This window comes from Sphingobacterium sp. SRCM116780, assembly GCF_021442025.1.
In the GTDB taxonomy this organism is placed as follows: Bacteria; Bacteroidota; Bacteroidia; order Sphingobacteriales; family Sphingobacteriaceae; genus Sphingobacterium.
In genome coordinates this window covers 34,722-45,638 of record NZ_CP090446.1, presented here as the reverse complement: position 1 = coordinate 45,638, position 10,917 = coordinate 34,722, and the positions used below count along the sequence as shown (strand labels likewise).

The window sequence follows — 10,917 nt, the reverse complement described above, 5'->3', positions numbered from 1 at the left end:
TTAATTTATTAGGTTAGCTTCTTGAATAAGAATGGATACAGGGATGCTGCAACATCTCTGTATTTTTTTAATTCATCATTGTGTCTAGTATTTGTGCTTCATATTTTATTATTTGTTTTCGATTATTAATTGATTATCTGATATTTTAAATTTTAAATCACTCACATACTCCAACATTTCAAGCACCTGAGAAAGAGGTACGTTGCGATCAATTGAACCCGTAATGATCTTATTGCGTTTAACATTTTTGTCAAATTTTATCTCCAAATCATACCAATTAGACAATTGATTTACAATGGATTGAATATTATCCTTTTTAAAATAAAACTCATTGTTATGCCAAGCCAAATCCTTTTCTAAATTTGCGATCCCTTTATTTAACATCCCTTCTGCAGATTCTGAAAACTCCCCAGGTTGTAGTAGAATAGAACGATCATCCACAGATACCTCTACTTTTCCCTCTTCCAATGTTGTTCTTACTTTGTTATCATAAACATTTACATTAAAGTGGGTACCTAAGACTTTAATATCTGTTTTATTTGCGTGAACAATAAATGGACGAGTAGGATCTTTAGCAACTTCGAAATAAGCTTCTCCATCCAATTGAACCCGACGTTCTCCTTGTGTAAAAAATTCAGGAAACTTTAATTTTGACATCGCATTTACCCACACTTTAGTCCCGTCTGATAATTCGATTTTATAATATCCCCCTTTAGGAACAATTAGGGTATTATACTTGGGCTCACTTCCCTCATTAATTCCCTTTACATATTTTAATTCATCATCTGCGAGTTTAATATTACTGCTAATGTTCTCACGATTGATCGAGCTTAAATCAAAACTTTCACCATCATCCAGTACTAACACAGCATTAGTAGAAGCTGGTTTAATATCGTTTTTATGTTTAGATGATTGAATAGCTATAAATTTTGTGTTCTTTAGAGATTTTTTTTGATAAGAATTGAAAAAATAGAAACACAAAACTAAACAAGAAGCAACTAATGGAATCCAAATTTTAAAGTTAAAACCACTATTTACCTTTTTAACATGCCCTTGTTTTTTTTCTAAATTAGTCCAAGCTTGATTTGTATCAATATGATTCAACATATCCAAATCGTTTTTTATCGTTTGGGATTGTTTAAAACTATCGTACAGTTTTTTATTTTCATGATTCAAGTTTTTCCAATCTTCGAGCACGGCACTTTCTTCTTTAGTTAATTCCTCAACTAATGATTTTTTAATAATTTCGGCTATGATAAATGCTTTACTCTCCATAAGATAATATAAAGAAACGTTAACGAGTTAAATGGGTGACAAGAAATGATTTTTTTTATAAATTATTTATTATAAAACAGTTTCTCTGTTTAAAATCACCTTTAAAAATAATTGAATTGAAAAAAATTTTGCATACAAGTATAAAATATGCCATTCTTAATTTATTCATACTTGCTTAAGCTGATATAGGCTTTAAAATGAAAGTTCTATTAACTTTCATTTTAAAGAATGCTTATCTATATTGTGCAGATGATTATTTATTGAAGTAGGGAATAAAACAATAAAAAAAAAGGTAAAAATTCAGGGTGAAGTTTACTTTTAACTATTTTTAATCCGCGTTGTTTTTGAGTCTTAACCGTATTTACACTAATATTTAATTCTTTAGCAATTTCCTGATTACTTAATCCTTCAAAATAACCCATTTTAAAAATAACTTGACAACCAATAGGTAATGAATTTACAATGTTATGAACTTCTGCCAAAACTTCGGAATGAATGATGTTCAGCTCAAAAGAATCAACACTTTGTTCACTAAAAGGAGTTGCGGACCAATATTTTTCTTCTACTTTCTCCTTTCTTTTCACATTTAAAAATGCATATTTAATAGAAGTATATAAAAATTGTTTAATGGCAATTTCATGAGAAGAAATATGTTCTTTATTTTTAAAATAGGCAATAAAAGCATCCTGAGCTAAATCCTCTGCTTCAACGATGTCTCCACAGAGTTTCCAAGCAAAATGACATAAGCTTTTATAGTGTTGCTCAAACAACAGTTTATTAAAATCACTCTCCATAAACACTTTAATCAGCGATGAATAATATTAGTTAGCAGTTTGTTGAAATAACAAACAATATTAGATGAACTAAGATAATGTTAAATTTTGTTAAATACTATAATCTTATTTAAATAAACTAAAACATCTTATTTATACAATCCTTCAAATTTTATAAAAATCGTTTCCATTTTTATATCATTTATAGCGCTATGCAGTTTATCATCAGTAATTCTCTTCGTGTATCAAGCTTTCATCATTTCCCAATATGATACTTGATTTTGCCTTATAGGTAATCCAACATTCCATCTGGATTCTCCCTAATGGGAAAATGAAAGAAAAGAATGTCAATTACATACTTTTCCCTGTCAAAATGAATAATCGATATACCAAAAGCCGTCAATTTTATGTATATTGTAAACTTTCACTATTTAAAAACAGAGACTAAATGCTATTTACTGTTCTGCTAGGACTAATAACATCGAGCCTTATTGTTCCGTTTGGCAAATTCATTAAAACCAAACTTGGGATTACTCTCGCATTCATTCCTTTATTATTATTTCTCTACTACCTCCAGTATATTCCTTTAATTAATTTGGGGAAATCCTATACACAACATATTAGCTGGATCCCTTCTTTAGGAATCAATTTTGACTTTAGATTAGATGGCTTATCTCTCTTATTTTCTTTATTGATCACAGGAATAGGAACTTGTATCTTTTTTTATGCTAAATCGTATTTAAAGAATGATCCTTACATCGATCGTTTTTTCGGGTACTTATGTATGTTTATGTCTGCTATGCTTGGGCTCGTCTTATCAGACAATATTTTTCTATTGTTCACTTTTTGGGAATTGACAAGCATCAGTTCATTTTTCTTGATTGGGTTTAGCAACGAAAATAGCGCTTCTAGAAAAAGTGCTTTACTCGCATTAAGTGTGACTGGATTAGGCGGTTTTTTTCTACTTGCGGGATTGGTTCTTCTCGGAAATATTGCAGGAACTTATTCTATTTCACAACTTGTAGATAAAGCACAATTTATCCAAGGGCATCAATTGTTTCCTTTCATATTGGGACTTGTTCTCCTTGGAGCAATGACTAAATCGGCACAATTCCCCTTTCATTTTTGGCTCCCAGGGGCGATGAAAGCACCAACACCAGTCTCTGCTTACCTACATTCTGCCACAATGGTAAAAGCTGGAGTTTACCTGCTTGCGAGATTTTTTCCAATCTTAGGAGGTGACCCCTACTGGACATATAGCTTAATGATCATTGGAGGTGTTACCATGTTATATGGCGCCTTTCATTCTCTTTTCAGAACAGATATGAAAGGCGTTCTTGCTTATTCTACCATTTCCGCTTTAGGAATTTTAGTCTTTTTATTAGGTTTAGGAACTCCGCAAGCTATTACTGCAGCAACGGTATTCATTGTTGTTCACGCCTTATACAAGGCAACATTATTTTTAATTACAGGCATTATTGATCATGAAACTCATACGAGGGATTTATCTGTTTTACACGGTTTAAGAAAGGTGTTATTACCTGTCGCAATTGCTGGTTTTTTAGCGGCTCTGTCAAGTGCTGGTCTCCCACTAACCTTTGGATTTATTGGAAAGGATTTAATATACGAAGCAACACTACATAGTGAACAACATTTGACCTTGTATCTTACAGCTGCAGTAGTCTTAACAAATATTCTCTTAGTGTCAGCTGGTTTCATGGCCGGTATTAAGCCATTTATAGGTGTACTTCCCGAAAAGTTTGAAAAAATACACCTCCCAGCAAAATCACTATGGATCCCCCCTTTTTTACTGGCTTTCTTAGGACTAGTTTTCGGTTGTTTCCCTGACATTATTGGCAATTGGATTGCACAACCAACGGTGAATAGTATCATGAAGGTCACTAGCGATTTTCATCTTAAAATTTGGCATGGATTCAATACAGTTCTTTTATTAAGTGTACTGACACTCGTTGTAGGCACATTTATTTTTTTCTTGAATAAACCAAGTGAACGAAAACTAAAATGGATTGAGAAATTAAATTATATTGCTCCAAAATCCATTTTTCAAGGCGTCTATAACACGATCTATAACTTCTCGACACGCTATTCCAATTACTTCCATAATGGATACCTAAGATCATATCTATTAAAAATAATCTTATTCGCAGAAGTTCTCCTTGCTTATCAACTCTATCTCGGTGGACCCCTTCATATTGATTGGGAACTATTATCATCAATAAGCATATATGAAGCGATTACTATACTTATTTTAATTGGAGCAGTTATACTAACCCTCAGCACTTCTTCTCGATTAACGGCTGTTGTTTCAACGAGCATTATTGGATATGGAATTTGTTTAATTTTTGTTTTCTATAGCGCTCCTGATTTAGCAATGACCCAGTTTACCATTGATACATTAACGGTTGTACTCTTTGTACTTGTGCTTTTTAGATTACCACCATTCCTCAATCTTGCCAATAAAAAAGTATTAATACGAGATGCTGTTGTCGCAATTGTATTTGGAATTATTTTAGCAATGGTTGCGCTTAGGGTATTGCATGTGCCAACGAATATTGCAGTTAGTGAATTCTATGGTAAAAATTCTTACTTATTGGCAAAAGGTAGAAATGTTGTTAATGTCATTCTTGTTGACTTTAGAGGATTTGATACTATGTTTGAGATTATCGTGCTTACAATTGCAGCACTAGGTGTTTATAGCCTATTAAAATTGCGTTTAAAATCATCCGAAAAAGAATAATATGAAAAGTACAATTTTACAAACAGCTTCGAAGTACTTACTTCCTATACTACTTTTATTTTCCTTCTTTTTACTCTTACGGGGACATTATTATCCTGGAGGAGGATTTGTTGGTGGTTTAGTTGCTTCTATTGCTTTTGTTTTGCACAGTTTTGCCCACGGCACAACCGAAACCATGAAAATATTAAGATATAAACCTTTGTCCTTATTACCAATTGGATTAGGAATATCTGCTTTTAGCATGTTTTTGCCAGCTATTTTTGGTTTTCCTGTTATGACCGGTTTATGGCTGGAACAGCCAATTCCAGTTATCGGTATGATTGGTACAGCACTACTTTTTGATTTAGGCATTTACCTCGTGGTTATTGGTGTTGTATTAACAATTTTGTTCAGCATTTCATTAAGTTCGGATTAAACCTATGGAATTACTACTCATATTACTCATAGGCATATTATATGCTACAGGAATCTACCTCATATTAAGAAGGAGCATGGTTAAATTACTCCTGGGTATCATGTTATTAGGGAACGGAACAAATATTCTGATTTTCCTATTGGGGAATATTACTAAAGGAAAACCCCCAATCATCAAAGATGGATTAAAAGTGTTTCAAGATATATACGCAGATCCTATCCCTCAAGCCTTGATTTTAACGGCTATTGTTATCAGTTTTGGTTTAACCTCCTTTGCTATTGTATTATTAAAGCGTGTCTATGCATTGATTAACACGGATGATTTAGATAACTTAAACACCCCTGAAGACGAAGATATATGATCGACAATCAAATTATAGCAACAATAATTGTCCATTTATTTATAGCAATCATACAGCTTGGTTTTTGGAGAAAGACATTTGTACAAAGATTCTTAAGTATTGGGGGAAGTTTTATTGCGCTCATTTTTGCTATCAAACTGTTCTCAAAAGTATATTATGGAGGTATTTTGACTATGAATGCTGCAAATTGGGAAGCTCCATTTGGAATTGTATTTGTTGCTGATCTATTTAGTTCAACCTTAGTTTTATTAACTGCAATTTCGGGATTAGCAGTCTCTATTTTCTCAGCGACTGGTATCGGGCGACAGCGCATGTTATATGGTTATTTTCCTATATTCCACTTTTTATTAATGGGCTTGAATGGTGCATTTTTAACGGGAGATATTTTCAATCTATATGTATTTTTTGAAGTTATCATTATTTCTTCATTTGTATTAATGACGTTAGGGGGAAGAAAAGCTCAATTAGAAGGGGCGGTAAAATATATGGCGATGAATATACTTGCCTCTACTTTCTTCTTGACAGGGATCGGTATTCTTTACGGAATTTCTGGGTCCTTAAATATGGCGGATTTAGCCTTGATCGTTCCAAAAATTCAAAACCGTGCTATCGTAGATATTACTGCCACATTCTTTTTAATTGGTTTTGGTATTAAGTCGGCTATTTTCCCTCTTTATTTTTGGTTACCATCATCCTATCATACCCCACCATCAGCTGTAGCTGCAACATTTGGTGGATTATTAACTAAAGTAGGTATCTATGCTCTTTTTCGTGTATTCACCCTCATTTTTATACCGAATGAGTTTATTCGCAATTTATTGATCATTTTGGCTATTTTAACGATCTTAACTGGTGCATTTGGGATGTTAATTAAAACAAATGTCAGGCGTCTTTTTTCCTATCTGATCGTCTGTCATATTGGTTTTATGATCGGTGGATTGGGGATGTATAGCAAACTAGCTATTTTAGGGGCTGTATTTTATTTAATTCATGACATTCTGGTAAAAACTAATCTTTTCTTAATTGCAGGATTGATCAGACAAATGAGAGGTTCAATGGATATGAAAAAACTTGGAGGACTCTATGCAGAATATCCTAAAGTCTCTTTACTCATCGCCTTAGTGATCTTTTCTCTAGCTGGTATCCCTCCTTTATCTGGTTTTTGGCCAAAAATATATTTATTACAGGATGCTTTTAAAACAGCGCATTACTTTTATGCGGCAGCCTTAATTTTTGGAAGCTTTATGACTTTATTTGTCATAGCAAAATTCTGGTCTGAAGTCTTCTGGAAAAAGGCTCAGGACACACATCTTATTGAAGATAAGTTTAAAGATCTTATCGGTATTCGAAAGATAGCATTAATTTTACCCATCTGTATACTGGCAGCATGCTCTATATTTATTGGCCTAAATGCTGAAAGTATTATTCAGGTGGCAGATCGTATATCTTCCGAAATGTTAAACACAACACCTTATATACAAGCTGTATTAGGTAAATAAAAATCATATGATTAAACAGTTTTTAATGAACCTGCTTCTTTCTTTTATTTGGGTAGCGCTAACAGGTTCGATGTATTATACAAATTTTCTTTTTGGTTTTTTATTAGGTTTCTTTACGCTATGGATTATGAATCGTAATGAAGCTGATCAACGCTACTATTACCGTGTTCCAAAAACAATTAGCTTTATCTTCTTCTTTCTGTATGAAATGATTATCGCGAATCTTCAAGTGGCCTACGACGTTATCACTCCCAAATATTTTTTCAAACCTGGTATCGTTCAGTATCCCATGGATGCACAATCTGATTTTGAAATTAATTTGTTATCTACCATTATTTCATTAACACCAGGTACATTGATTTTAGATATCAGTGAAGATAAAAAAACCTTATATATCCATGTTATGTATCTACATGACAAACAAAAATTCATGACGCAATTAAAAAATCGCGTAGAACGTAAACTATTAGAGATTTTGAGATGAATTTAACCAATTATTTAAATTATGTGATTCTACCTATATTACTTCTTTCAACAGTAATCACTTTTATACGACTTTTCAAGGGGCCACATGTAGCCGATCGTGTCATTGCGCTCGATTTAATCATTACCACAGGAATTGGTATTATTACAGTATATAGCATTACAACTGCTCAAGAAATATTTCTTGATGTAGCGATGATTCTCGCTCTGATTGCTTTTTTAGGAACCATCGCATTTGCCTTTTATCTAGAAAAACAAGATCACCATGACTGATATAATTATTGCCATACTAAGTACTATTGGAGCTTTAGCCATTCTGTTTGCTTCCATTGGAATTTTAAGAATGCCCGATTTTTATTTAAGATTATCTGTAACTGTAAAAGCCGCTACATTAGGCGTTGGTTTATTATTACTTTGTGCTGCCATCGTATTTCCGGATGTCTCCGTAACCACTAAAACAATCGCTATTGCATTTTTTCTAGTACTCACAGCTCCTATAGCCGCTCATATGATTGGAAGAGTGGCCTATATAACAGGTATTAAAGTGTGGAAAGGAACAACTACAGATGAATTAAAAGGTAGATATGATGAAGAATCGCATAAGCTTAAAAGTCATTTAGAAGACCCTTCATCTGACAATGATCTATCTAAAAAATAATACAAACTGGTGATGGGATACTAACGGTCTTTCCAGAATCTGTTAGAAGACCTGTTTTTTCATCACGGTTAAAGACAACAATCTCGTTAGTAGTCTGATTAGCAACTAGCAAAAATTTCCCATCAGGGCTTATATTAAAATTACGAGGTCCCTTCCCTTTTGTACTTTGATTTGCTACTTTAATTAATTTGCCATCTCTCCCTACAGCGAATATACCAATCGTATTGGCGTCCCCTCGATTCGTTGCATAAAGAAATTTTCCATCTGGAGATACCTTAATATCTGCAGCGCCATTTTGACCGGAAAAACCATCTGGGTTAATATTAATAGATTGGTAGAATAGCCAATCTGATCCTTCACGCTCATATACGGCAATATCTGCTGTCATTTCGAGAACGACATACATATATTTCCCCTTTTTGTCAAAAACGATATGTCTTGGCCCACCACCTGCAGAAGAAAATACTTCTTCCGGATCTTGACCCAATTTAATAGTTGATTTTTTAGGATTAATCAGTCTATAAATAGAGATTTGATCCAAACCCAAATCCTGAACGAAAAGTTCATCTCCTTTTTTAGAAAAAAAAGCAGAATGAACATGTGGACCAGCTTGTCTCACTTTATCAATTCCTGCTCCCTCATGTTGAACAAAGTCTTTTATATCCCCAATCACGCCATTAGATTCTAATCCATAAAGAAGAAATGATCCCCCAGAATAGTTAGACACTGCAATCAAATTGTTATTTGGGCTCACTGAAACATGACAAGGGTTAGCACCTTTAGTAGAAACTGTATTTAATAATGTAAATTTTTCTTGAGAGAAAGAATAGGCGGCTAAACTTCCTTGTTCTTGTTCGCTCACCGCATAAAGAATATTATCTTTTCGAGCTAGAAAGGATGGATTAACCATCGATATTGTTGAGATCAGCTCTATTTCACCAGTTTTGGTATTGAAATCAAAAGCATAAATACCTTTACTTTGTGTATTCGAAGTATACGTCCCCACAAACATCGAAATTTTCTGTGACCAACAAAAAAAAGGAAAACAGGTCAAAATAAATAATATAATTTTTTTCATGATTTCTAAATAAAATGTAGTGTTAAAATTGGTTAAAACTACTTTTAGTACTTCGTAAATGCTTATTTTAGCTGTTCCATAGGCGTTCAATTTTTTTTTATGATAATTGAACAATGAATAGGTATAAACCCTTGGAAATATTATTGAAATAAAATTAAGAATAATTAATATATTCTAATAATTTTGTGCAAGGTTTCAAGAGTTTTATTTTAGAAAAGAAATTAATTACACTCCACGAATGAAGAAATATATATATACGTTGCTATTATTGATATTTGTGACGGCACAAACAGTATTTGCTCAAAAACAAATAATAGATCGAGTAGTTGCAACAGTAGGGTCGGGTATTATTTTACAGTCAGATGTCGACATGCAATATGCCCAATACCTATCGGATGGAAGGAAACCTAACGATAATATCAAATGCGAAATGTTGCAACAACTGTTAACCCAAAAATTACTTTCACAGCAAGCTGTAATCGATTCTATTGAAGTTGGGGAAACTGAAGTCGATGACAATTTAAATAGTCGACTACGTTATATGTCTCAACAAGCAGGAGGTCAAGAACGCTTGGAGAAATTCTTAAACAGATCCTTACTTCAATATAAAGAAGATATGCGACCTAGTGTTGCTGAATTATTGAAAGCAAATAAAATGCGTCAAAACATTGTACAAAAAATTGACGTTACTCCTATAGAAGTAAAGCGTTATTTTGAAGCTTTAAATACAGATAGTCTTCCTTATTTTAACACAGAAGTAGAAATTGGTGAGATTGTTATGTTTCCAAAATTAACAACCGAAGAAAAAGCTGAGTTTAAAGCCAAAGCAGAAGGTTTGCGAAAACAAGTAATGGATGGTTCTGAGTTTGGAACTGTCGCGCGGTTATATTCAGAAGATGGATCTGCATCTGCAGGGGGAGATTTAGGATTTAATACGCGTGAGAATTGGGTTAAGGAATTTGCAGCAATGGCTTTTAAACTGAAAACTGGAGATATTTCTCCTGTTTTTGAAACCAAATATGGGTTTCACTTTCTTCAGGTATTAGAAAGACGTGGTGAAGAAGTGCATGTAAGACATATCTTAATTAAGATAAAACCTACACCAGCCAGTCTTGAGCGTACACAGGCAAAAATGGACAGTATTTATAATCTCGTATCAACAGGAAAATTAGATTTTTACCATGCCGCAACTACGAATTCAGACAGTGAAGAAACTAAATTTAATGGGGGGATGGTTTTAAATCAAGAAGGAGAAACTCGTACGACATTAATTCCTGTTGACAAATTAGAGGCTTCCGTATTTCAGGCAATTGACCCCTTGAAACCTGGAGAATATTCTAAACCAGCACAATTTACTGATCGTACAGGTGAAACAGGCATACGATTTAATTACTTAAAGTCTCGAGTAGCTCCTCACAAAGCGAATTTAGATGAAGATTTTGCAAAAATAAAAGAAGCTGCACGACAAGATAAAGTCAATCGTAAGCTGAATACTTGGTTTGAGTCAAAAAGATTAAACACCTACATCAACATCGCAGAAGATTTTCAAAATTGCGATGAGCTGAAAGTATGGATTACTAAAAAATAGAAATACACGAAAATAAGATAAAAAAATAA

11 protein-coding genes are annotated in these 10,917 nt (G+C 33.3%); 8 read left to right on the top strand and 3 right to left on the bottom strand.

All coding sequences use genetic code 11. The features are described from left to right. Positions 1 to 108: 108 nt before the first annotated feature. Positions 109 to 1,275, bottom strand: a complete 1,167-nt coding sequence (locus tag LZQ00_RS00195; protein WP_234510782.1) for a FecR family protein — start codon at positions 1,273 to 1,275, stop codon at positions 109 to 111. A 257-nt stretch (positions 1,276 to 1,532) separates the two neighbouring features. Then, complete coding sequence (locus LZQ00_RS00190; protein ID WP_234510780.1) at positions 1,533 to 2,069, bottom strand: RNA polymerase sigma factor; 537 nt, start codon at positions 2,067 to 2,069, stop codon at positions 1,533 to 1,535. A 427-nt stretch (positions 2,070 to 2,496) separates the two neighbouring features. Here LZQ00_RS00190 and LZQ00_RS00185 point away from each other — a divergent pair, with 427 nt between their 5' ends. The 7 genes from LZQ00_RS00185 to mnhG are packed head-to-tail and all read left to right on the top strand — an operon-like array spanning position 2,497 to position 8,222. Then, a complete protein-coding gene (locus tag LZQ00_RS00185) occupies positions 2,497 to 4,806 on the top strand; it encodes a putative monovalent cation/H+ antiporter subunit A (RefSeq protein WP_234510778.1) in 2,310 nt (769 codons plus the stop codon). Between the two features lies 1 nt (position 4,807). Continuing rightward, positions 4,808 to 5,221, top strand: coding sequence for a Na+/H+ antiporter subunit B (locus LZQ00_RS00180; RefSeq protein WP_234510776.1), 414 nt, complete (start codon positions 4,808 to 4,810; stop codon positions 5,219 to 5,221). A 4-nt stretch (positions 5,222 to 5,225) separates the two neighbouring features. Beyond that, positions 5,226 to 5,582 (top strand): Na+/H+ antiporter subunit C, encoded by a 357-nt coding sequence (locus tag LZQ00_RS00175; protein WP_234510774.1) that lies wholly within the window; start codon positions 5,226 to 5,228, stop codon positions 5,580 to 5,582. After that, a complete protein-coding gene (locus LZQ00_RS00170; RefSeq protein ID WP_234510772.1) occupies positions 5,579 to 7,081 on the top strand; it encodes a proton-conducting transporter membrane subunit in 1,503 nt (500 codons plus the stop codon). The genes LZQ00_RS00175 and LZQ00_RS00170 overlap by 4 nt, the downstream gene beginning before the upstream one ends. A 7-nt stretch (positions 7,082 to 7,088) precedes the next feature. Continuing rightward, positions 7,089 to 7,565 (top strand): Na+/H+ antiporter subunit E, encoded by a 477-nt coding sequence (locus LZQ00_RS00165; protein WP_234510770.1) that lies wholly within the window; start codon positions 7,089 to 7,091, stop codon positions 7,563 to 7,565. Further along, positions 7,562 to 7,837 (top strand): monovalent cation/H+ antiporter complex subunit F, encoded by a 276-nt coding sequence (locus tag LZQ00_RS00160; protein ID WP_234510768.1) that lies wholly within the window; start codon positions 7,562 to 7,564, stop codon positions 7,835 to 7,837. The genes LZQ00_RS00165 and LZQ00_RS00160 overlap by 4 nt, the downstream gene beginning before the upstream one ends. Continuing rightward, positions 7,830 to 8,222 carry a monovalent cation/H(+) antiporter subunit G gene (gene mnhG, locus LZQ00_RS00155; RefSeq protein WP_234510766.1) on the top strand — a complete coding sequence of 131 codons (393 nt, stop codon included), beginning with the start codon at positions 7,830 to 7,832 and terminating at the stop codon, positions 8,220 to 8,222. The genes LZQ00_RS00160 and mnhG overlap by 8 nt, the downstream gene beginning before the upstream one ends. On the opposite strand, the gene LZQ00_RS00150 is transcribed toward mnhG, so the two are convergent. Then, positions 8,212 to 9,300, bottom strand: a complete 1,089-nt coding sequence (locus tag LZQ00_RS00150; protein ID WP_234510764.1) for a lactonase family protein — start codon at positions 9,298 to 9,300, stop codon at positions 8,212 to 8,214. The two genes, mnhG and LZQ00_RS00150, sit on opposite strands and share 11 nt — an antisense overlap. Positions 9,301 to 9,538: 238 nt before the next feature. Here LZQ00_RS00150 and LZQ00_RS00145 point away from each other — a divergent pair, with 238 nt between their 5' ends. Further along, complete coding sequence (locus tag LZQ00_RS00145; RefSeq protein ID WP_234510762.1) at positions 9,539 to 10,888, top strand: peptidylprolyl isomerase; 1,350 nt, start codon at positions 9,539 to 9,541, stop codon at positions 10,886 to 10,888. Positions 10,889 to 10,917 lie beyond the last annotated feature (29 nt).

Coding starts and splice junctions, on each gene's coding strand:
- LZQ00_RS00195 (WP_234510782.1), bottom strand. CDS start 1,275: ATGGAGAGTAAAGCATTTATCATAGCCGAAATTATTAAAAAATCATTA.
- LZQ00_RS00190 (WP_234510780.1), bottom strand. CDS start 2,069: ATGGAGAGTGATTTTAATAAACTGTTGTTTGAGCAACACTATAAAAGC.
- LZQ00_RS00185 (WP_234510778.1), top strand. CDS start 2,497: ATGCTATTTACTGTTCTGCTAGGACTAATAACATCGAGCCTTATTGTT.
- LZQ00_RS00180 (WP_234510776.1), top strand. CDS start 4,808: ATGAAAAGTACAATTTTACAAACAGCTTCGAAGTACTTACTTCCTATA.
- LZQ00_RS00175 (WP_234510774.1), top strand. CDS start 5,226: ATGGAATTACTACTCATATTACTCATAGGCATATTATATGCTACAGGA.
- LZQ00_RS00170 (WP_234510772.1), top strand. CDS start 5,579: ATGATCGACAATCAAATTATAGCAACAATAATTGTCCATTTATTTATA.
- LZQ00_RS00165 (WP_234510770.1), top strand. CDS start 7,089: ATGATTAAACAGTTTTTAATGAACCTGCTTCTTTCTTTTATTTGGGTA.
- LZQ00_RS00160 (WP_234510768.1), top strand. CDS start 7,562: ATGAATTTAACCAATTATTTAAATTATGTGATTCTACCTATATTACTT.
- mnhG (WP_234510766.1), top strand. CDS start 7,830: ATGACTGATATAATTATTGCCATACTAAGTACTATTGGAGCTTTAGCC.
- LZQ00_RS00150 (WP_234510764.1), bottom strand. CDS start 9,300: ATGAAAAAAATTATATTATTTATTTTGACCTGTTTTCCTTTTTTTTGT.
- LZQ00_RS00145 (WP_234510762.1), top strand. CDS start 9,539: ATGAAGAAATATATATATACGTTGCTATTATTGATATTTGTGACGGCA.